The 22041-nt window shown below is 60.7% G+C and carries 18 protein-coding genes; 11 read left to right on the plus strand and 7 right to left on the minus strand.

The features are described 5' to 3' along the window. The first annotated feature begins 126 nt into the window (after nt 1–126). The 4 genes from peaA to peaD all read left to right on the plus strand — a co-directional run bounded on the left by peaA (nt 127) and on the right by peaD (nt 4709). Nucleotides 127–1707, plus strand: coding sequence for a quinohemoprotein amine dehydrogenase subunit alpha (gene peaA, locus BBF94_RS19885; protein WP_065260683.1), 1581 nt, complete (start codon nt 127–129; stop codon nt 1705–1707). 95 nt (nt 1708–1802) lie between these two features. Further along, a complete protein-coding gene (gene peaB / locus BBF94_RS19890; protein ID WP_065260684.1) occupies nt 1803–3233 on the plus strand; it encodes a quinohemoprotein amine dehydrogenase maturation protein in 1431 nt (476 codons plus the stop codon). A 1-nt stretch (nt 3234) separates the two neighbouring features. Then, nucleotides 3235–3558, plus strand: coding sequence for a quinohemoprotein amine dehydrogenase subunit gamma (gene qhpC, locus BBF94_RS19895; RefSeq protein WP_008016081.1), 324 nt, complete (start codon nt 3235–3237; stop codon nt 3556–3558). Nucleotides 3559–3587: 29 nt separating this feature from the next. After that, a complete protein-coding gene (gene peaD, locus BBF94_RS19900) occupies nt 3588–4709 on the plus strand; it encodes a quinohemoprotein amine dehydrogenase subunit beta (protein ID WP_065260685.1) in 1122 nt (373 codons plus the stop codon). A gap of 103 nt (nt 4710–4812) precedes the next feature. Here peaD and BBF94_RS19905 read toward each other — a convergent pair whose 3' ends face one another. Together BBF94_RS19905 and BBF94_RS19910 are read right to left on the minus strand one after the other, a co-directional pair. Further along, on the minus strand, nt 4813–5217 hold the full coding sequence (locus BBF94_RS19905; protein ID WP_065260686.1) for a lysozyme inhibitor LprI family protein: 405 nt from the start codon (nt 5215–5217) through the stop codon (nt 4813–4815). Nucleotides 5218–5272: 55 nt separating this feature from the next. Further along, the gene (locus BBF94_RS19910; protein ID WP_065260687.1) at nt 5273–6190 is read right to left on the minus strand and encodes an ADP-ribosylglycohydrolase family protein; all 918 of its coding nucleotides are present in this window, start codon (nt 6188–6190) and stop codon (nt 5273–5275) included. 196 nt (nt 6191–6386) lie between these two features. Here BBF94_RS19910 and BBF94_RS19915 point away from each other — a divergent pair, with 196 nt between their 5' ends. Together BBF94_RS19915 and BBF94_RS19920 are read left to right on the plus strand one after the other, a co-directional pair. Continuing rightward, nucleotides 6387–6875, plus strand: coding sequence for an SRPBCC family protein (locus BBF94_RS19915; protein WP_065260688.1), 489 nt, complete (start codon nt 6387–6389; stop codon nt 6873–6875). Beyond that, nucleotides 6862–7692: an aminoglycoside phosphotransferase family protein gene (locus BBF94_RS19920; protein WP_404820962.1), complete on the plus strand. Its 831-nt coding sequence runs from the start codon at nt 6862–6864 to the stop codon at nt 7690–7692. The genes BBF94_RS19915 and BBF94_RS19920 overlap by 14 nt, the downstream gene beginning before the upstream one ends. 280 nt (nt 7693–7972) lie before the next feature. Here BBF94_RS19920 and acnA read toward each other — a convergent pair whose 3' ends face one another. Then, the gene (gene acnA, locus BBF94_RS19925) at nt 7973–10714 is read right to left on the minus strand and encodes an aconitate hydratase AcnA (protein ID WP_065260689.1); all 2742 of its coding nucleotides are present in this window, start codon (nt 10712–10714) and stop codon (nt 7973–7975) included. Between the two features lie 221 nt (nt 10715–10935). On the opposite strand from acnA, the gene rlmM reads away from it, so the two are divergent. Together rlmM and tusA are read left to right on the plus strand one after the other, a co-directional pair. Next, nucleotides 10936–12009, plus strand: a complete 1074-nt coding sequence (gene rlmM / locus BBF94_RS19930; RefSeq protein WP_065260690.1) for a 23S rRNA (cytidine(2498)-2'-O)-methyltransferase RlmM — start codon at nt 10936–10938, stop codon at nt 12007–12009. A 65-nt stretch (nt 12010–12074) separates the two neighbouring features. Then, nucleotides 12075–12326: a sulfurtransferase TusA gene (gene tusA, locus BBF94_RS19935; protein WP_065260691.1), complete on the plus strand. Its 252-nt coding sequence runs from the start codon at nt 12075–12077 to the stop codon at nt 12324–12326. Between the two features lie 48 nt (nt 12327–12374). Here tusA and BBF94_RS19940 read toward each other — a convergent pair whose 3' ends face one another. Then, entirely contained in the window at nt 12375–13784 is a 1410-nt protein-coding gene (locus BBF94_RS19940) for an MATE family efflux transporter (RefSeq protein ID WP_065260692.1), read from the minus strand. Nucleotides 13785–13944: 160 nt separating this feature from the next. On the opposite strand from BBF94_RS19940, the gene pdxB reads away from it, so the two are divergent. Further along, entirely contained in the window at nt 13945–15087 is a 1143-nt protein-coding gene (pdxB, locus tag BBF94_RS19945) for a 4-phosphoerythronate dehydrogenase PdxB (RefSeq protein ID WP_065260693.1), read from the plus strand. Between the two features lie 59 nt (nt 15088–15146). Here the strand turns inward: pdxB and BBF94_RS19950 are convergent, their stop codons facing one another. Then, nucleotides 15147–15326 (minus strand): PA1571 family protein, encoded by a 180-nt coding sequence (locus BBF94_RS19950; protein WP_065260694.1) that lies wholly within the window; start codon nt 15324–15326, stop codon nt 15147–15149. A gap of 258 nt (nt 15327–15584) precedes the next feature. Here BBF94_RS19950 and BBF94_RS19955 point away from each other — a divergent pair, with 258 nt between their 5' ends. Then, complete coding sequence (locus BBF94_RS19955; protein ID WP_176704480.1) at nt 15585–17378, plus strand: ABC transporter transmembrane domain-containing protein; 1794 nt, start codon at nt 15585–15587, stop codon at nt 17376–17378. A gap of 93 nt (nt 17379–17471) precedes the next feature. On the opposite strand, the gene BBF94_RS19960 is transcribed toward BBF94_RS19955, so the two are convergent. After that, a complete protein-coding gene (locus tag BBF94_RS19960) occupies nt 17472–19400 on the minus strand; it encodes a transglycosylase SLT domain-containing protein (RefSeq protein WP_065260695.1) in 1929 nt (642 codons plus the stop codon). Nucleotides 19401–19613: 213 nt separating this feature from the next. Between BBF94_RS19960 and BBF94_RS19965 the strand changes: the two genes are divergently transcribed. Then, nucleotides 19614–21536 (plus strand): ATP-binding cassette domain-containing protein, encoded by a 1923-nt coding sequence (locus BBF94_RS19965; RefSeq protein ID WP_065260696.1) that lies wholly within the window; start codon nt 19614–19616, stop codon nt 21534–21536. 67 nt (nt 21537–21603) lie between these two features. Here BBF94_RS19965 and BBF94_RS19970 read toward each other — a convergent pair whose 3' ends face one another. After that, nucleotides 21604–22041, minus strand: coding sequence for a universal stress protein (locus BBF94_RS19970; protein ID WP_065260697.1), 438 nt, complete (start codon nt 22039–22041; stop codon nt 21604–21606).

A 22041-nucleotide genomic window follows, 5' to 3' on the forward strand; every position in this document is an offset into this window, starting at 1 on the left:
CACGCTCCGTGTATTGCTCACGGCAGACGTTTCGCTTGCCTCCGTCCGTGTATCGCCGCGAACGGCAGAAACCATAAAAACGATAAGCCACAAAAATAAGAAAGCACCGTGCGAGGTTCGACGTTGATGAAAAGAAAACTCCGATCAGGCATGAGCGCCAGCCTGCTGGCCGTAGCCGCTTGCGTAGCCCTGCATTCCCCCGACAGCCTGGCGGCCCGTGAGGCCCGGACCATCCTCAAGGAAACCTGCCAGGGCTGTCACACGCCTGAAGCGGGGGAAAAACTGAGCCGCATCAGCCACCAGCGCAAGACCCCGGAAGGCTGGCTGATGAGTATCGCCCGTATGCAGACCATGCACGGTTTGCAGATCAGCGATGAAGACCTCCGCACGCTGGTCAAATACCTGGCCGACACCCAGGGCCTGGCGCCAAGCGAAACCGATGGCGTGCGTTATGCGCTGGAGCGACGGCTGAACACCGTCGAGCAGTTCGACGAGAAAACCGCGCAAATGTGCGGCCGCTGCCACTCCGGTGCACGCATCGCCCTGCAACGGCGTCCGGCTCAGGAATGGGAGCGCCTGGTGAACTTCCACCTCGGCCAATGGCCGTCGCTGGAGTACCAGGCGCTGGCCCGTGACCGTGACTGGTTCGATATCGCCCGCCAGGAAATGGTCCCGCTGCTGGCCAGGCGTTATCCGCTGGACAACCCGGCGTGGCAGGCCTGGGTCAAAGCCGCGCCGAAAGCCGAAGCTCTGGTCGGCGACTGGAGCTTCAGCGGTCACCTGCCGGGCAAGGGTGAACTGGCCGGCATCATGAGCGTCACCGCCGATGGCAGCGACACCTTCAAGGTCGCCGTCAAAGGTCAGTATGCCGATGGCAGTCCGTTCAACGGCGATGGCAGTGCGATTCTCTACAGCGGCTACGAATGGCGCGGCAACGTCACCTTTGGTGGCGTGACCATGCGTCAGGTGTTCGCCGCCCAAGGCAACGCCATGCAGGGCCGGATGTTCGAGGCCGAACACGATGAGCGCGGTCTTGACTTTATCGCTGCCAAACAGGGCTCCCGACGATTGCTGGCGGTGCAGCCGGGTTACGTGAAGGCCGGCAGCGAAACCGAAGTGACCCTGATCGGAAGCGGTTTGAGCGGCAAGCCTGACTTCGGCAAAGGCGTGGATGTGGTCGAAGTGGTCGAGCAGAACGCCGAGCGGATCAAGGTCAAAGTCAAGGCGGCAGCCAATGCCCAACCGGGTCTGCGTGCGGTCAGTGTCGGCAGCCTGAAAGGCCCGAGCCTCTCGGTATACAGCAAGATTGCCTCGGTCAAAGTGGTGCCGGAATTCTCGGTGGCACGGATCGGTGAAGGCGGCGGTTCGACGCCGAAAGTCCAGGGCCGTTTCGATGCCGAAGCCTGGGGCAAGGGCGCCGATGGCAAGCCGTATCGCATTGGTGTATTCCCGGCGCAATGGAAGGTCGAAGCTTTTGACGAGCGCGCCAAAGAGGACGAAGACGTCAGGTTCGCCGGCACCATGCAGGCCGACGCCGGTGTATTTACCCCGGGCGATGCCGGGCCGAATCCGGCCCGCAAGATGTCCACCAACAATGCCGGCAACCTCAAGGTGATCGCCGCTGTCGACGATGCAGGGAAATCCCTGACCGGCGAAGGCCACCTGATCGTCACCGTGCAACGCTGGAACAATCCACCCATTCCCTGATGTTGAAACGTGAGTTGGGCTGAACCAAAGCGTTTCAGACACTTTTCGGAATGACCGCAAGTCCCGCCAGGCGGGGCTTGCACAGGAGGTTTGCAATGGGCGCTATCTTGAATCTGGTCGAACGCAACCTGCACGAAGTGCATGTCGATGCCGACCGCATGCTGTTCCATATCCCCAGCAGTTCGCTGTTCGCCAGCGATGAACTGACCGGCACCATCATCGATGCGTTGCGCGGCTCCGGCTGTTCCTCGGAAGAACTGATCCAGCGCCTCGGTGCACGGTTCAACGGCGAGGAAATCAACGAGACCCTGAGCGAACTGATCTCGCTCGAACTGGTCAGCGACGGCTCGCCGCTGACCCCGGACATCTCGGTCAAGCGCGTCGAGCGCACCGCGATCAATACCGTGGTGCTCAACGTCAACACCGGCTGCAACCTGAGCTGCACCTACTGCTACAAGGAGGACCTCGACAAGCCATCCGCCGGCAAGAAGATGGACGTCGAAACCGCCATCGCGTCGGTGGAAATGCTGCTGCGTGAATCTCCCGATGAAGAGCGTTACACCGTGGTGTTTTTTGGCGGTGAACCGCTGAGCAATCGCAAGCTGATCGAATACATGGTCGATTACTGCGAGAAGCGTTTTGCCGAGGCCGGCAAGTTCGTCGAGTTCGTGATGACCACCAACGCCACGCTGCTCACCGAAGAGACCGTGGACTATCTGAATACCCACCGCTTCGGGCTGTCAGTGAGCATCGACGGGCCGAAAACCGTGCACGACCGCAACCGTATCACCGTCGGCGGGCAGGGGACCTATGACGTGGTACGGCGCAAGGCCCAGATGCTGCTGTCGCGTTACGACAGCCGCCCGGTGGGGGCGCGGGTGACCCTGACCACCGGTGTCACCGACGTCGAAACCATCTGGGATCACCTGTTCAACGAGTTGGGGTTTGCCGAGGTCGGATTTGCCCCGGTGACGTCCGGCGATATCAGCAGCTTCAACCTGACCAACGATGAGTTGATCGAAGTGTTCGCCAGTATGAAGCGCCTCGGCCGGCGTTATCTGGAAGCAGCGCTGGAGCACCGCAACATCGGGTTCTCCAACCTGCACCAATTGATCACCGACATCCACGAAGGTCACAAAAAAGCCCTGCCATGCGGAGCCGGGCTGAAGATGCTGGCGGTGGATCACAAAGGTGAACTGAACCTGTGCCACCGCTTTACCGGCTCTTCGCTGCCGACCTTTGGCAACGTCCACAGCGGGGTAAAACAGGTCGAGCTGAACGATTTCCTGTCCCAACGCCTGGATCGCACCGACACTGGTTGTCATGACTGCCGGATCCGCAACCTGTGTTCCGGCGGCTGCTACCACGAGAGCTACGCCCGCTACGGCGACCCCGCCCATCCGACATACCACTATTGCGAACTGATGCGTGACTGGGTCGACTTCGGCATCGAGGTCTATACCCGGATCATGGCCGTCAACCCTGCGTTCATCAGCCGCTATATCACTCCGCGCAAGGCTCACTGATATGAAACATCTCAAGGCAATCAATAACAAAGCGTTGAAGCTGGATCAGGCCGCGGATGAAAACCGCATCGAGGAAGTGGTGGCGATGAGTTCGGTCGCCGGCTGTGCCTCGACCACCGACCCGGGCTGGGAAATCGATGCGTTCGGCGGCGTGTCATCGCTGTGCCAGCCGATGGAGGCTGACTTGTACGGCTGCTCCGACCCTTGCTGGTGGCCGGCCCAGGTGCCCGACATGATGAGCACCTACCCGGACTGGAACAAGGATGCCCAGGCGTCCAATGACAACTGGCGCAACCTCGGCACTGTCTTCCCGAAAGACAAGTGACCTTCCCGGACAAGAAAAAGGATTCCAGCATGCCTAGCCTCAACAAAGCCTGCGGTTTTGCCGCACTCGTGGTTCTGAGCACCTGTTCGCTTCCGGTTCTGGCCGATGAAAATACCGCGTTGCAAGACGGTCACGAGTACATGTTGACCACCAATTACTCGAACAACCTGCACGTGATCGACCTGTCGACCGACAGCTTGTACAAGACCTGCAAGATGCCTGACGCCTTCGGTCCGGGCACCGTGCAGTTGTCGCCGGATCGCAAGACCGCATACGTGCTCAACAACCATTACGCCGATGTTTATGGTGTCGAGCTGGACAGCTGCAAACGGGTCTTCCACGCCAGCATCACCCAGCAGCCCGGCGAGAAGGCGCGATCGATGTTTGCCTTCACCGTCAGCCATGACGGCAGGGAGCTGTACACCATCGCCAACCCGACGCTGATGCTCAACGATCACTACGAGGTGAAACAGCCACGTCTGGACGTCTACGCCACCGACGCCGGAATGAACGCCAGACCGGTGCGCAGTTTCCCGGCCCCCCGGCAGTTGACGATCATGCAAAGCGGCGATGACGGCACGCTCTATGTGGCGGGCGCCGATGTCTACAAAGTCGATGTGAAAAGCGGCAAGTTCGACGTGCTGATCCCAAGCCGTCACTGGAAACGCCCGAACTACAGCGCGCCGGATGTGCTTTACGTGTGGAACCAGCAGACCTACCGTCATGATTTTTCGCTGCTGTACACGGCCGCGAAGTTCAAGGACAAGAAGCAGGATCCGGCCAGCGCTGAATACCTGTACGGCTTGTTCAGCGTCGACCTGAAAACCGGCAAGACCGAAACCACGGACTTCGGCCCGCTGACCGAGATCTACTTCAGCGGCATGCGCTCGCCGAAGGACCCGAACCTGATGTTCGGCGTGCTCAATCGTCTGGCCAAGTACGACATCAAACAGAAGAAACTGATCCAGGCGGCCAATCTGGATCATTCCTACTACTGCATTTCCTTCAACAAGGATGGCAGCAGGATTTACCTGGCCGGGACCTTCAACGACGTGGCGATCTTCGATGCCGAGACCATGAAGCAGACCGGCCGCATCAAGTTGCCGGGCGGGGATATGGCGATTACCACGGCGCAGGTTTTTGTTAGGTAACTTGTGGCGTCAGGGATGACACCATCGCGAGCAGGTTTGAACCGCATTTCAAATGTGGGAGCGAGCCTGCTCGCGAAGGGACTCTTGAAAACTCTGCAAAAAATCAGGCCCCGGGCACCGGGCAACTCAAGTCACCTTCCTCACACTTCAGATACTGCTTCAGGGCCTCGGTACGGACCTTGGTCACTGATGTCAGGCAGTTGCTGTAAATCAGCGGATATACACTCCCGCCTGCCACTCCGGACGCTGAAAATGTGCACTCGGCATCACGAAACCCGATCCAGGCCCGTTGCGCGCTGACCAGCAGCTTCTTGCTTTCGGCGTTGCCCTTCAAACGCGTGGTGATCTGCTGATACACCGCATTCAATTCCTTGTCGGCCGCCTTGTACTCCTGTCCCGCACACTGATTCATCGTCGATTGATCGCTGGCATTGGCGCAGTCCACGGCAGCGTGGGCAAAGGGAGTGAAAAGAAAGGACGTCAGGGCCAGGAGCAGGCGTGGGGGCATGGCGTATCTCGCTGTGTTAAATAAAGATGACGGGCAGTTTAGCGGCTTTGTGGCGCTAACAAGGCTCGTGACGCCTTGAAGCACTCAGCAGCCGTTCGGCAATCGCCGCGATTTCTGCCCCGTCGTGCAGCTTTTCCAACCACCCGGACGGGATTTCCTGTACCCCATAATGGGCGCCGGCCAACTGGCCGACGATGGCGGCAGTGGTGTCCGCGTCATCGCCCAGATTCGCCGCTCGCAGGACGGCTGCGGCAAAACTGTCGGTGTTCTGGAAGCACCATAACGCGGCTTCCAGGGATTCGACACTGTAGCCGCTACCGCGAATCTCCCTTTCAGACTTGTTCAGATAATCGCCCCGGGCAATCGCTGCTACCTTGGGCTGGCTGAAGGTTGTCGGCAGGCTGCCCAGTTCAGCTTTCGAAGCACCTTCCAGGGCTTTGCCGAGCAGCTCGGCAAACAGCTGGCAGCATTCGACCGCCTCGGGCGCGGCGTGCGTGGTGCGGGAACTGTCGGCGGCGAATCGCCTGATACGCCGGGCATCGGGAAAATAAAACAGCACCACGGGCGCCAGACGCATCAACGAGCCATTACCGGCACTGCAGGGATCAGTGGAACCGGCAAACGGATCCCCTGAGTGCTGATAGCGATCCAGCGCCTGACGCACGGTCGTACCTATATCGAAACAATCGCCGGTCGAACTCAGATAACCCCATTTCCACCAGTTCAGGTAACGACCCATCTGGTCGCCGGCATCGAATGTGTTCCTGTTCAGCAGACTTTCTGCCAGACACAACGCCATCGAGGTATCGTCGGTCCATTGACCGGCTTTCAGTTGAAAGGGGCCGCCCCCGACCATGTCGGTCAAAGGCTGGAAGGCGCCGCGGGGCTGAAATTCGACGGTGGTTCCCACTGCGTCGCCACAGGCCAGACCAAGCAGGGCACCCTGGTAGCGTTCGGGGAGGGAGAGTTGCATGATGACGTCCTTGTGAGCGTGCTGAATGAGGCAAGTGTTATCAGGTTCGGGGTGATCATTCATCCTGACTCTGACGAACCGTCGAGTAAAATACCGCTGGATATTTCCGCCATGTCCGGCGGCTGCACTGGATTGATACAACTTCGCATTGGACATGTGGTCATACAAGCCTACTGTTCAAAACAGGAGGTGACGTATGAAACCAGTACCCAACAGCTTTGAACGTAAAATCATACTCCGGTCGCCGCGTTCCCATGTGTGGCGCGTGCTGGTCGATGCCGAGGCGTTTGGCCAGTGGTTTGGCGTGGCCCTGGAAGGGCGGCGGTTTATTGCGGGTGAATGGACGCAGGGGCAGGTCACCTACCCCGGTTATGAACATGTGCTCTGGAACGTGCTGGTGGAACGGGTCGAGCCCCAGCAGCTGTTTTCCTTCCGCTGGCATCCCTATGCCGTGAACCCGAAAATCGATTACTCCCAGGAACCGACCACGCTGGTCAAATTCGAACTGCAGGACTTCGAGAACGGCACACTGCTGAAGGTTTCCGAGTCCGGTTTCGCGCACATTCCCGATGTGCGTCAGAAAGAGGCGTACTACATGGACAGCCGTGGCTGGGAAGAGCAATTGAGCCGGCTCGAACACTTTCTCGCCGAGACCGAAAGGGCCCGCGAGCATGAAGGTGGATGATCACGACCTGTTCACGCCGTGGCTGGAACGCTGGGCGCTGACGCCGGACGGCGAGCCGATCATGACTCCGGGCAGCTGCCTGATGCCGGTGCGTCAGGGCGCTGCACCGGCCATGCTGAAAATCGCGGTGGACGACGAGGAAAGGTACGGCAACCTGCTGATGACCTGGTGGGATGGCAAGGGCGCCGCCAGAGTGTTGGCTCATCACGATGAAGGCTTGTTGCTGGAGCGTGCCATGGGCCCGCGATCGCTGATGCACATGGCGCTTAACGGCGAAGACGATGAAGCCACGCGGATCCTGTGCAGGGCGCTCGCGAGGCTGCATGCCCCACGACCGACGCCGCCTCCGTCGTTGGTGGAACTGGAACCCTGGTTCGCTTCGTTGCGAACGGCGGCGGCCCGATACGGCGGCCCGTACTCGAATTGCCTGCGGACCGCCCGGACCTTGCTCACCGATCCGCAGGACGTGGTGGTGCTGCATGGCGACATGCACCACGACAACGTTCTCGATTTCGGCGCGCGCGGCTGGTTGGCCATCGATCCCAAGCGGGTGCGGGGCGAGCGTGGATATGACTACGCCAACCTGATCTGCAACCCGCAATTACCAACGGTCACCGATCCCGAGCGCTTTGCTCGGCAGGTCGATGTGATTTGCGACGCAGCGGGAATCGAGCAAAAACGCCTGCTGCAATGGGTGCAGGCATTTGCCGGGCTTTCTGCCGCGTGGTTCATGGAGGATGACGAGCAGGAAGCCGCCACCGGACAGCTGAAAGTCGCAGCGCTGGCGGCTTCTGCACTCCATGCCCGACATGTCTAAGGGTTTTCGGAAGGGGCGCTATGGCGAATGTCTTACACGCGCTGGTAGCTTTTTCGACTATTGCAGATTGGATCCACAGCGTAATCTAGCCACATCAACTGAAGCACAGGGAGTGTTTCAGGATCATGGATGATCGACCAATGCAAGGATCGCTGCCGACAGGGAGTCGATAATGGTCTTGGGAAAAACCCGCTTCGGCGGGTTTTTTTTCGTCCGCAGAAAAGTGCCATGCCCAAACAGAAACACCGCCGATCTGGCGGTGTTTCTGCATCTGCAGGTTTTACGAGGCGATCAACTGCCGCAACACGTAATGCAGGATCCCGCCGGACTTGAAGTACTCCACCTCGTTCAAGGTGTCGATGCGGCACAGCACTTCAATTTTTTCCTGGCGCCCGTCTTCCCGGGTGATGACCAGCGTCAGGTTCATCCGTGGTGTCAGTTCGACTCCGCTCAACCCTTGAATATCCAGGGTTTCCTTGCCGGTGAGGTTCAGGCTCTTGCGGTTCTGATCCAGCTTGAACTGCAGCGGCAGCACCCCCATGCCCACCAGGTTGGAGCGGTGGATCCGCTCGAAGCTTTCGGCGATCACCGCTTTCACACCCAACAGATTGGTGCCCTTGGCGGCCCAGTCGCGGCTGGAGCCGGTGCCGTATTCCTGCCCGGCAATCACCACCAGCGGAGTACCCGAGGCCTGATAGCGCATGGCCGCGTCGTAGATCGCCAGTTTTTCGCCGGTTGGAACGTAGATCGTGTTGCCACCTTCTTCGCCGCCGAGCATTTCATTACGGATACGGATGTTGGCGAAGGTGCCACGCATCATCACTTCGTGGTTGCCCCGGCGCGAGCCGTAGGAGTTGAAATCCCGTGGCTCGACACCTTGCTCGCGCAAATAACGCCCGGCCGGACTGTCGACCTTGATGTTGCCGGCGGGGGAAATGTGGTCAGTGGTCACCGAATCGCCCAGCAGTGCCAGCACCCGTGCACCTTTCACGTCGCTGATCACCGGCAGGGGACCTGCGATGTCATCGAAGAACGGCGGGTGCTGGATGTAGGTCGAGTCATCCTGCCAGACATAGGTGGCGGCTTGCGGCACTTCGATGGCCTGCCACTGTTCGTCGCCGGCAAACACCTCGGCATATTCCTTATGGAACATCGCCGTGTTGACCTGATTTACTGCGTCGGCGATTTCCTTGCTGCTCGGCCAGATATCCCGCAGGAAGACCGGATTGCCTTGCTTGTCCTCACCCAGCGGTTCGCTGCTGATGTCCGTGCGCACGGTGCCAGCCAGGGCGTAGGCAACGACCAGAGGTGGCGACGCCAGCCAGTTGGTTTTTACCAGCGGATGCACCCGGCCTTCGAAGTTGCGGTTGCCGGACAGTACCGACGCCACGGTCAGGTCGGCTTTCTGGATGGCTTTCTCGATGGGTTCCGGCAACGGGCCGGAGTTGCCGATGCAAGTTGTGCAGCCGTAGCCCACCAATGAAAAACCGAGTTGATCGAGGTACTGAGTCAGTCCGGCAGCCTTGTAATAATCAGTGACGACTTTGGAGCCCGGTGCCAGTGAGCTTTTCACCCAGGGTTTGCGGGTCAGGCCTTTTTCCACGGCTTTTTTTGCCAGAAGACCGGCGGCCATCATCACACTCGGGTTGGAGGTGTTGGTGCAGGACGTGATCGCGGCAATCACCACGGCGCCGTTTTTCAGGCGATAGGTGTGGCCGTCATACTCGTAATCGGTTTCTCCGACCAGATCGGCATTGCCCACGGCGACACCGCCGCCGCCCTCGCTTTCCAGGCGTCCTTCTTCCTTGCTGGTGGGTTTGAATTGCAGGTCCATGAAGTCGCTGAATGCCTGGCCGACATTCGTTAGGGCAACCCGGTCCTGCGGGCGTTTCGGCCCGGCGAGGCTGGCTTCGACGCTGCCCATGTCCAGCTCCAGGCTGTCGGTGAATACCGGCTCCTGACCAGGCAGGCGCCACAATCCCTGGGCCTTGGTGTAAGCCTCGACCAGTTTCACCGCTGCAGTCGGGCGACCGGACAGGCGCAGGTACTCCAGCGTCACGTCATCCACCGGGAAGAAACCACAGGTCGCGCCATACTCCGGGGCCATGTTGGCGATGGTGGCGCGATCCGCCAGTGGCAGGTCGGCAAGGCCATCGCCGTAGAATTCGACGAATTTGCCGACCACGCCTTTCTTGCGCAGCATCTGGGTCACGGTCAGCACCAGGTCGGTGGCAGTGATGCCTTCCTTGAGCTTGCCGGTGAGTTTGAAGCCGATCACCTCGGGAATCAGCATCGACACCGGTTGCCCGAGCATTGCCGCTTCCGCTTCGATACCGCCGACGCCCCAGCCAAGTACGCCGAGGCCATTGATCATGGTGGTGTGGGAGTCGGTGCCGACCAGTGTGTCGGGAAAGGCGTAAGTGCGGCCGTCTTCATCCTTGGTCCACACCGTGCGCCCGAGGTACTCAAGGTTGACCTGGTGGCAGATCCCGGTGCCCGGCGGTACCACGCTGAAGTTGTCGAAGGCGTTCTGGCCCCAGCGCAGGAAGGCATAGCGTTCGCCGTTGCGCTGCATTTCGATGTCGACGTTCTGTTCGAACGCGCTGGCGCTGGCGAACTTGTCGACCATCACCGAGTGGTCGATCACCAGATCCACCGGCGACAGCGGGTTGATACGTTGTGGATCGCCGCCGGCCTTGGCCATGGCGGCGCGCATGGCGGCCAGATCGACCACGGCCGGTACGCCGGTAAAGTCCTGCATCAGCACCCGGGCAGGGCGGTACTGGATTTCCCGGTCGGAGCGACGTTCCTTGAGCCACGTGGCCAGCGCCTTGAGGTCGGCGCCGGTGACGGTTTTTTCATCTTCCCAGCGCAGCAGGTTTTCCAGCAGGACTTTCAGCGACATCGGCAGCTTGTCGATATTGCCCAGGCTTTTGGCAGCATCCGGCAAGCTGAAGTAGTGGTAGGTCTTGTCGTCTATCTTCAGGGTTTTAAGGGTGTTCAGGCTATCAAGGGACGGCATTACGATCACTCCTTTGAATCCGCACGGCTACGGATTGAGTGGACGGGCAGAGCTATCAACGTAGCCCTGTTTTCAGTAGCTGGCTAATAACTGGACTCTATGACAGGAACCAAGGTTCCGACATCGGCTATCATGCGCCGGTTTTCGTGACAGGCTTTGCTTTGACGCAAGCCTGGACATCGCGCAGGGGATGAATGATCGCCCTCTGCCCAGGAGTAAGAATGAACACCCTATTCATGCATTGCCGGCCGGGCTTCGAAGGCGAAGTCTGCTCGGAGATTTCCGACCTCGCCGCCCGACTGAACGTGGCCGGCTACGCCAAGGCCAAACCGGCGACCGCTTGCGCCGAGTTCGTCTGCACCGAAGAAGGCGGCGCCGAGCGTCTGATGCGTGGCCAGCGTTTCGCCGAGCTGATCTTCCCGCGCCAGTGGGCCCGTGGATTTTTCATCGATCTGCCGGAAACCGACCGCATCAGCGTGATCCTCGCGCACATGGCCGAATTCCCGGTGTGCGGCAGCCTGTGGCTGGAGGTCGTGGACACCAACGAAGGCAAGGAACTGTCGAACTTCTGCAAGAAGTTCGAAGGCCCGCTGCGCAAGGCGCTGACGGCTGCCGGCAAACTGGTGGACGACGCCAACAAACCGCGTCTGCTGCTGACCTTCAAGAGCGGCCGCGAAGTCTTCCTCGGTCTGGCCGACGCCGGAAACTCGGCGATGTGGCCGATGGGCATTCCGCGTCTGAAGTTTCCGCGCGAGGCGCCCAGTCGTTCCACGTTGAAGCTCGAAGAAGCCTGGCACCATTTCATCCCCCGGGAGCAATGGGACGAACGCCTGCACAGCGACATGACCGGGGTCGACCTCGGCGCTGCGCCGGGCGGCTGGACCTGGCAACTGGTCAATCGCGGCATGCTGGTGACTGCCATCGATAACGGCCCGATGGCCGAAAGCCTGATGGACACCGGCCTGGTCCAGCATTTGATGGCCGACGGTTTCACCTTCAAACCCAGGCAACCGGTGGACTGGATGGTCTGCGACATCGTCGAGAAGCCGGCACGCAATGCGGCGATGCTCGAAGAGTGGATCGGCGAGGGGCATTGCCGGGAAGCGGTGGTCAACCTGAAATTGCCGATGAAGCAGCGTTACGCCGAAGTGAAGCGTCTGCTCGAACGCATCGCCGATGGTTTCAAGGCACGCGGGATCAAGGTCGACATCGGCTGCAAGCAGCTGTACCACGACCGCGAGGAAGTGACCTGCCATTTGCGCCGCCATGACGTGAAGAAAGCCAAGGCCCGCTGAGCGCGCGACAGGTGACCGACCCCCCGGCATTGGGCGACAATGCCGGCCAGTTTCAGGAGTGAATCATGAGTGAAATGATCAATGCGCCGGTCGACGGCACCCTCGACGCCACGGGCCTCAACTGCCCGGAGCCGGTGATGATGCTGCACCAGCACATCCGTGACCTGGCGCCCGGCGGCCTGCTGAAGGTGATCGCCACCGATCCGTCGACCCGCCGCGACATCCCCAAGTTCTGCGTGTTTCTCGACCATGAACTGGTGGGGCAGCACGAAGAGGCCGGGACCTATCTGTACTGGATCCGCAAGAAGTCCGGTTGATCGCAAGGCAAAAAAAGACCTGCAGTTGCAGGTCTTTTTTTTGACTGATCAGCCTGCTGAATGACTGATGCGAATGCGTTTGCGCGCACTGCGCGTCAGGCGGATCGAGAGCATCAGCGCCGCGCAACTCAGGCCGACGATCAGGCCTTCCCACAAACCGCTCGGGCCGCGTGGCTCGCCGAACCAGTCGGTCAGGCCGAGGGCGTAACCCACCGGCAGACCAATGCCCCAATAGGCGAACAGGGTCAGGATCATCGTCACCCGCGTGTCCTGATAACCGCGCAGGGCGCCGGCGGCGGTCACCTGGATTGCGTCGGAGAACTGGAACAGCGCCGAGTACACAATCAGCATCGCCGCGATGTGAATCACCATCGGATCCGCGGTGTAGATCGCTGCGATGTGTTCGCGCATCAGCAGCATCATGCTCGCCGACAGGCAGGCGTAGGCCAGGGCGGTACCCATGCCGACACCCGCCGCAAAACGGGCTTCGCGAGGTTCTTCACGGCCCAGGGCCTGGCCGACCCGTACGGTCACGGCCATGCCCAGCGAATACGGAATCATGAACACCAGCGAGCTGACGTTGAGCGCGATCTGGTGCCCGGCCACCACGGTGGCGCCCAGGCTGCCGATCAGCAGCGCGATCACGGCGAAGATGCTCGACTCGGCAAACACCGCAATACCAATCGGCAGACCGATGGCCAGCAAGCGTTTGATTACCGCCCATTGCGGCCAGTCGAAACGGCTGAACAGTTCGCTCGACTTGTAGGCCGGCGCCCAGCGTTCATATCCGGCCAGCCCCAGCGCCATTACCCACATCACGATCGCCGTGGCCCAGCCGCAACCGACGCCGCCCATGGCCGGCACGCCGAAGTGGCCGTAAATGAACACGTAGTTCAGCGGGATGTTCAGCGCCAGACCGCACAGGCCCAGGACCATCGCCGGGCGGGTGCGGCCCAGGCCGTCACTGGTGCAGCGCAGCACATGGTAGAAGGCCACGGCCGGCAGACCGCTGGCGATGCCGTGCAGGTACTGCATGCACGGGCCGATCAGTTCTGGATCGACTTTCATCAGGTGCAGAACCGGTTCGGCGCAGAGCAGCAGGGTGGTTGCCATCAGTCCGACCACCAGAGCCAGCCACAAGGCCTGACGCACGATCGGGCCGATTTCGCTGTGAGTGCCGGCGCCGAAACGCTGGGCGACTTTCGGTGTGGTGGCCAGCAGGGTGCCGGTCATCAGCAGAAACACCGGGACCCAGATCGAGTTGCCCAACGCGACCGCCGCCAGATCCCTCGGTCCGACACGGCCGGCCATCACCGCATCGACGAAGCCCATGGCGGTGGTCGCCAGTTGCGCGATCATGATCGGCAGGGCCAGACCGAGCAGATTCTTCAGCTCCAGGCGAACCCGGGCAGGGCGGTTGAGAGACACGGCGGCAGGGCGTTCGGTTACGGAGTTCACAGGCAAAGCGTCCACAGGGGTTGATGCGCAAGGCCCGGCATTCTACGCCGCTGACACAATGGTCAGGAAAAATCCTCTGTTGCGGATTTGTAATCAACAGGCTGCTGGCTCATCGCAGTCCCAGCGCCTACACTGCCGATCCGCCCAAGGAGCCCCCGCCATGTTGATTGTTGCCGACGAAAATATTCCACTGCTCGATGCCTTTTTTGCCGGTTTCGGCGAAATCCGCCGGGTGCCGGGCCGTTCCATTGACCGGGCCACGGTCGAACAGGCCGATGTGTTACTGGTGCGCTCGGTGACCAACGTCAACCGTGCGTTGCTCGAAGGCAGCAAGGTGAGGTTTGTCGGCACCTGCACCATCGGCACCGATCATCTGGACCTCGACTATTTCAATGAAGCGGGCATCACCTGGTCCAGTGCGCCTGGTTGCAACGCCCGAGGCGTGGTGGATTACGTGCTCGGCAGCCTGATGACCCTGGCTGAAATCGAAGGTGTCGACCTGACCCGGCGCACCTATGGCGTGATCGGCGCCGGTGAAGTCGGTGGTCGCCTGATCAAGGTGCTCAAGGGGCTCGGCTGGAACGTGAAAGTGTGCGATCCGCCGCGTCAGATTGCCGAGGGCGGTGACTATGTCAGCCTGGAACAGATCATCGAGCAGTGCGACGTGATCAGCCTGCACACGCCACTGACCCGCACTGGTGAAGGGGCGACCTGGCACATGTTCGACGAGCCACGCCTGCAAAGACTCAAACCCGGTACCTGGCTGATCAACGCCGCCCGGGGCCCGGTCGTGGACAATGTCGCGCTGCGCAAAGTGCTGCTGGAACGAGAAGACCTGCAAGCGGTACTGGACGTCTGGGAAGCCGAGCCGGAAGTCGATGTGGCGCTGGCCGAACTCTGTGTGCTGGCTACACCGCACATTGCAGGTTACAGCCTCGACGGCAAGCAACGCGGCACGGCGCAGATCTATCAGGCTTACTGCGATTTCATCGGGCAGCCGGCCAGCATTCAGCTGGCCGATCTGTTGCCGGCGCCGTGGCTGTCGGAAGTTTCCCTGCATGCCGACAGCGATCCGGCCTGGGCATTGGCGATGCTGTGCCGCGGGGTGTACGACCCGCGCCGGGACGATGCGGATTTTCGCAGCACCTTGCTGGGCAGCGTCGGCGAGCAGCGTGCAGCGTTCGATGCGTTGCGCAAACAGTATCCGGTGCGTCGCGAAATCGAAGGGTTGAAAGTAAGAATTGAAGGTGATTCGCCGGCCTTGCGGCAGATCGTGTCGGCGCTGGGCGCTGTGGCCGTTTAAGAAACGGACAGAAAAAACCCGGCCTCCACAGGGGCCGGGTCAGGAAGACGCTGGCTATATCACTTTTGTTCGGCAGGCTTGACCAATCGCTTCTCCAGTTCGCGGCAGGCGTTCTGGATCATGTCTTCAGTGATTGGAACTTCGCGCCCATCCTTATCGATAATCGAGCAACCCAGAGGTTGGCCGGGCTTGGTGCGGATCACTTGAATCTTGTCGTCGCTGCTGTGTTGCAAGGACATGGCCTGTCTCCTCATCAGGTTGTGTAAGCACAATAAAACCGTCAGGTGACCAGGCTGTGACAACCCCCTTCGATCTTTCCGGAACGGTATTTCAACTCAAGCAGAAATGACCGTTCGTCTCAACCCGGACATTAGACCGATAGCATCTAGGGGGTAGTCTGGCCGGTCATAATTAACCTGACTCATTGTGATTTGCAGAGTTCCACCCCATTGACTGTCCAGGCTGGCCCCATTAATCAGCACACGATGTGAACCCCAATGATTCCGATGCTTTCTTCGCGTCACCGCCGGGCCCTGCGCCTGACCTGTCATTTTCTCGTGCCGTATCGCTGGCAGGCGTTCGGTGCACTGCTCGCGCTGATCGTCACGGCCGGCATCACGCTGTCGATGGGGCAGGGCATCAAACTGCTGGTCGATCAGGGCTTCATGACCCAGTCGCCGCACCTGCTCAACCAGTCCATCGGTCTGTTCATGTTGTTGGTGCTTGGTCTGGCGGTGGGTACTTTTGCCAGGTTTTATCTGGTGTCATGGATCGGCGAACGGGTGGTGGCAGACATCCGGCGGCAGGTGTTCAACCATCTGGTGTACCTGCATCCCGGGTTCTACGAAGACAACCGCAGTTCGGAAATCCAGTCGCGACTGACGGCTGACACGACCTTGCTGCAATCGGTGATCGGCTCCTCGCTTTCGCTGTTCCTGCGCAATTTGCTGATGGTCATCGGTGGCGTCGTGCTGCTGTTCATCACCAACGCCAAGCTCACCAGCATCGTGGTGATCGCGCTGCCGCTGGTCATTGCGCCAATCCTGATTTTCGGGCGGCGGGTACGCAATCTCTCGAGATTGAGCCAGGACCGTATCGCCGACATTGGCAGCTATGTTTCGGAAACCCTCGGCCAGATCAAGACCGTACAGGCCTACAACCATCAGGTGCAGGACGAACAGCGTTTCGCCTCGACCGTCGAGCGGGCGTTCGAAACCGCGCGCAAACGGATTTTTCAGCGGGCCTGGCTGATTACGCTGGTGATCGTGCTGGTGCTCGGTGCCGTCGCGGTGATGTTGTGGGTCGGCGGAATGGACGTGATTGCCGGGCGAATTTCCGCGGGTGAGCTGGCGGCGTTCGTGTTCTACAGCCTGATCGTCGGGAGCGCTTTCGGCACGTTGAGCGAAGTGATCGGGGAATTGCAGCGGGCGGCGGGCGCCGCCGAACGCATCGCCGAACTGCTGCGCTCCGAGAACATCATTCAGCCGCCGAAAGACGGACTGGTGACCTTGCCGACGCGGGTCAAAGGCGAGCTGGCTTTGCAGGACGTGCGTTTTTCCTACCCATCACGGCCCGAAAGCTTTGCCGTTGACGGCTTGAGTCTGACGGTCAACGCGGGCGAAACCCTGGCGTTGGTCGGGCCGTCCGGTGCGGGCAAGTCCACGGTGTATGACTTGTTGCTGCGTTTCTACGATCCACGGGAGGGCCGGATCCTCATTGACGGTGTACCGCTGACGAGCCTTGATCCGCTGGATTTGCGCCGCTGCTTTGCCCTGGTTTCGCAGACGCCGGCGCTGTTCTTCGGCAGCGTCGAAGAAAACATTCGCTACGGTTGCCCGAGCGCTACGCCGGAGCAGGTGCGGGAAGCTGCGAAAATCGCCCATGCCCACGATTTCATCGAACAAATGCCCGATGGTTACCAGACTCACCTGGGCGACGGCGGGCTTGGCCTGTCGGGCGGGCAACGCCAGCGCCTGGCCATCGCCCGGGCGCTGCTGGTCGACGCACCGATCCTGCTGCTCGACGAAGCCACCAGCGCCCTGGATGCCCAGAGCGAGCACTTGATCCAGCAAGCTTTGCCGAGCCTGATGCAAAACCGCACCACCCTGGTGATCGCCCACCGCCTGGCCACGGTGAAAAACGCCGACCGGATTGCAGTGATGGACCAAGGCAAACTGGTGGCGATCGGCACGCATCAGGAGCTGATCGCCAGCAATCCACTGTATGCGCGGTTGGCGGCGTTGCAGTTCAGTGATGGGCATCTGGCTCCGACCGACCCAGTAACCGACTAAGTAAGCGACCTAGTAACCGACCCAGTAGAGCGCCATAAAAAATGCCCGCATCTCTCGATGCGGGCATTTTTGCTTACCTCGATCTTTACACGATCACTGATCGTCAAAATACCGCTCATGCCAGTCCACCAGCGGTTGCGGCGAGTTGAGTTTCTGGCCGTAGATTACCGAGTAGGACAAAACGTTCTGCACGTACTGGCGGGTTTCGTCGAACGGAATGCTTTCCACCCACACGTCGAAGCTCAGGTGATCGGCACCGCGCAGCCACTGGCGTACGCGGCCGGGGCCGGCGTTGTAGGCGGCGGAGGCGAGCACGCGGTTGCCGTTGAACTGGCTGTGCACCTGACTCAGGTAGGCCGCGCCGAGCTGGATGTTCTTGTCCGGATCGAGCACTTGCTGCGGCGAGGCCAGCGGAATGCTGAATTTGCGTGCGGTTTCCTTGGCGGTACCGGGCATCAGTTGCATCAGGCCGCTGGCGCCGACGCCGGAACGGGCGTCGTCCATGAAAGCGCTTTCCTGACGGGTGATGGCGAACACCCAGCTCGAGTGCAGGCCTCGGACCTTGGCTTCACGCACCAGCGTGTCGCGGTGGGCCATCGGGAAGCGAATGTCCAGGTCATCCCAGTACTGCGCCTGACTGATGGTGCGGATTGCCGGGAAATACCATTTCAGGTCGTAAGCCAGTTTGGCCTGGGCCACCATTTCGTCGCGGTTGAAATGACGGCTGACGTGATACCACTCGCGACGTCCGTCGACGATCTGCCCGCGGGCGTGAAATTCCAGCGCGCGGCGAACACCGGGCGTGTTGCGCACCTTGTTGATGATGGCCTGCCTGAGCACCAGCGGTTTGTTCATCAGCGAATAGGGTTGCTGGGAGCGGTCGGCGGCGAGGAATCCGTAGAAGTCCCGCTCCCGTGCGAGGTTCCTGTACAGCGTCTGTGCTTCCGGGTTTTGCGGTTGAGCCAGTTCCAGGCTGCGGGCCTGCCAGTAGCGCCAGCGGTTGGTAGTGGCCAGATCCTGTGGCAGGCGGCGGGTCAACTGATAGGCATCGTCCCAGCGCGCCAGACGCAGCAACAGGCGCAGGCGCCATTCGGACACCGTGTTGTCGCGCAGTTCCGGGTCATATTTGGTCATCACGTCCAGCGCACGGCTGTCAAAGCGACGGGCCAGGGTCAGACCGATTTCCCGGGCGATCGCGACTTTTTCATCCCGGGAGAAATGCATGCTGCTGGCGTAGCCATCGAGCAGGTCCATGGCCTTGTCCGGATCCTGACGGGCCAGACGACGCAGGCCGAGGCTCACGATATCGGACATTGGCTCATCGGCCGGGGTGAAGCGCGATGGCTGGTTGAGCAGTTCAGGTTTTTGCGCGACATCCACCAGCAGACGTCCACGCGGGGCGAGTGTGGTCAGGCCATTGACCAGGCTGTTGGCCAGCGGGTAGTTGCGCGCCTGGGCGGCGAGTTTGGTGCGCTCCCAGCGTTTCTGTTCGGTCAACTGGCCGTCGGCGGCCCAGATGCCGAACAACGCATCGCACGCGGCGGGTTGCGATTTGCCGGTCAGCCACAGTTTGTCGGCGTTGGCGTAACCTTCGGCCTTGTGACCGCTGCTGATCTGGTACTGCGCGTTCAGGCAGTCCAGCTCGGTGAAATTGAGTTTAGGGTCGTAATACTTGACGAAGGTCGCCCAGTCACCACGGTCGGCGAGCCAGCGCAACCAGCGCAGCTTCATCCAGTTGGCCTGGGGCAGGTCACCGTGTTCGGCGAGGAATTTTTCGATTTCCGCGTTGCTGGCGGTCTTCAGGCGAGCGGTCAGCTCGTCGTAGGCCAGATACGGTTCCAGCGGATAATCGGCGAGGGCCTGGCTGTAACGAAAATACGGACCGGTGTCGCCCTTGGCCAGGGCGCGCTTGGCCTCATCGTAATACTGGCGCTGGGTGGACAGGTCCACCGCCTGGGCGGATTGAGCAGCAGCGGCGGTGAGTAGCAAACAGGATAAAACACTGAGAAGGCGACTGCGCATGAGACATCCGGGCAGAGAAATCATGACAAGTGCCAGCGTGGGCGGCACTGAATTGTCTGTAGCTTAGCCTTTTGCCAGCAGACGGCGAAAGCTTTGCCGGCCTTGTGGCACAAGTTCGCAACAAATGTTGTGCAGAGTACGTCAGCGGCGAAATTGCCGGCCTGTTCGGCCCTCGATTCAGGTAGAATGCGCGCCCGGTTTTTGGAGAAGCTCATGACCCTGCTCAAATTCAGCGATGTGTCCCTTGCATTCGGCGCGATGCCGTTGTTGGACAAGGTGTCCTGGCAGATCGCCCGTGGTGAGCGGGTGTGCATCATCGGCCGCAACGGCACCGGCAAGTCCAGCATGATGAAACTGGTCAAGGGCGACCAGAAGCCTGATGACGGCGCCGTGTGGCGCGCCCCCGGTCTGAAGATCGGTGAATTGCCGCAGGAATTGCCGCTGGCCGACGAGCGGACTGTATTCGATGTGGTAGCCGAGGGCCTCGACGGCGTGGGCGCGTTGCTTGCCGAATATCATCACCTGAGCCAGAACATCGTCACCGACGCCGATCTGGAAAAGCTGATGCACGTCCAGCACGATCTCGAAGCCCGTGACGGCTGGCGCTTGCAGACCCTGGTCGACAGCACCCTGAGCCGCCTGCAACTGCCGGCCGACAAGACCCTCGCCGAATTGTCCGGCGGCTGGCGTCGTCGCGTGCTGCTGGCGCAGGCGCTGGTGTCGGAGCCTGATCTGCTGCTGCTCGACGAACCGACCAACCACCTGGACATCGGTGCGATTGCCTGGCTCGAAGAAGCGCTGAAAGACTTCCAGGGCGCCGTGCTGTTCATCACGCACGACCGTTCTTTCCTGCAAAATCTCGCCACCCGCATCCTCGAACTGGATCGCGGCGGTCTGATCGACTGGAACGGCGACTACGCCAGTTTCCTGGTCCACAAAGAAGCCGAGCTGGCGGCCGAAGAGACCGCCAACGCACTGTTCGACAAGCGCCTGGCTCAGGAAGAAGTGTGGATTCGTCAGGGCATCAAGGCCCGTCGCACCCGTAACGAAGGCCGCGTGCGTGCGCTGAAGGCCCTGCGTGTCGAGCGCAGTGAACGTCGTGAACGCACCGGCAAGGCCAATATCCAGCTGGAATCGGCCGAGAAATCCGGCAAGCAGGTGATGGTGCTGGATAACGTGAGCTTCGCCCATCCGGGTGGCCCGTTCCTGATCCGCGATTTCTCCATGGTGCTGCAGCGCGGCGACCGTATCGGCCTGCTCGGCGCCAACGGTACCGGCAAGACCACCCTGCTGAAACTGATGCTCAGCGGTCTGCAACCGACCAGCGGCAAAGTGGAAGAGGGCACGAAGATCGACGTGGCCTACTTCGACCAGTTGCGCCATCAGCTGGATCTGGAAAAGACCGTGGTCGACAACGTCGCCGAAGGTCGCGATTTCATCGAAATCAATGGTCAGAGCCGCCACGTGCTGAGTTACCTCGGCGACTTCCTGTTCAGCCCGCAGCGTGCCCGCACGCCGGTGAAGGCCTTGTCCGGTGGCGAGCGAGCGCGCCTGCTGCTGGCCAAACTGTTCAGCAAGCCTGCCAACCTGCTGGTGCTCGATGAACCGACCAACGACCTCGATGTGGAAACCCTCGAACTGCTCGAAGAGGTGTTGCTGACCTTCAATGGCACCGTACTGATGGTCAGCCACGACCGGGCGTTCCTCGACAACGTGGTCACCAGCACGCTGGTCTTCGAAGGTGAGGGCAAGGTTCGCGAATACGTTGGCGGCTATCAGGACTGGATCCGTCAGGGCGGTTCACCGCGCCTTCTGGGCGTCACTGAAAGCAAATCCGGCAAGGCCGATTTGAACTCGGCAGTGGTCACCGCCGAACCGGCTCCGGTTGTCGCACCGGTTGCTGCGGCCCCGGCTGCGAAGAAGAAGCTGAGCTACAAGCTTCAGCGCGAACTGGAGGCGTTGCCGGGCGAGATCGACGCCAAGGAGCAGCAGATCGCTGCCGTGGAGGCTGAAATGGCCGAAGCCGGTTTCTATCAGCGTCCGCCGGCCGAGACGGCCAGGGTCATTGCTTCGCTGGAGCAGATGCAGGCCGAACTGGATGCACTGGTGGAACGTTGGGCCGAACTGGATGCCTGATGGTTTCCAGACATGAAAAAGCCCGGCTCCAGTCATGGACGCCGGGCTTTTCAGCTTTTGCCTGTAATCAGCGTTTGACCAGGTGCACCGCCAGCACGTCGCAAGGCGCGCCGTGCAGGACATCGTTGGCAGTCGAACCCAGCAACAGGGCCAGACCATGTCGGCCATGGCTGCCGACCACAATCAGGTCGCATCCCTGTTCCTTGGCGAAATGATGGATTTCCTGACGTGGCTGGCCGTAGGTCAGATGGCAATTGGAGCCTTCCAGTTCGGAGTATTTGTGCTTCAGGCGCTCGAGGCGTTCCTTGGCCTGATCGAATTGCTGTTGTTGCAGTTGTGACAGATCCATGGGTACGTCACCGCCGAAAGCCATGGCCATCGGTTCGACGATATGCACCAGCGACAACTTGGCGCCATTGCTCACCGACAGCTCTCGGGCGCGGTGGATCACAGGGTCGCACTCTTCGGTCAGATCTACGGCGACCAGAATATGGTGGTAGGGCAT

This window comes from Pseudomonas bananamidigenes (assembly GCF_001679645.1).
Lineage (GTDB): Bacteria > Pseudomonadota > Gammaproteobacteria > Pseudomonadales > Pseudomonadaceae > Aquipseudomonas > Aquipseudomonas bananamidigenes.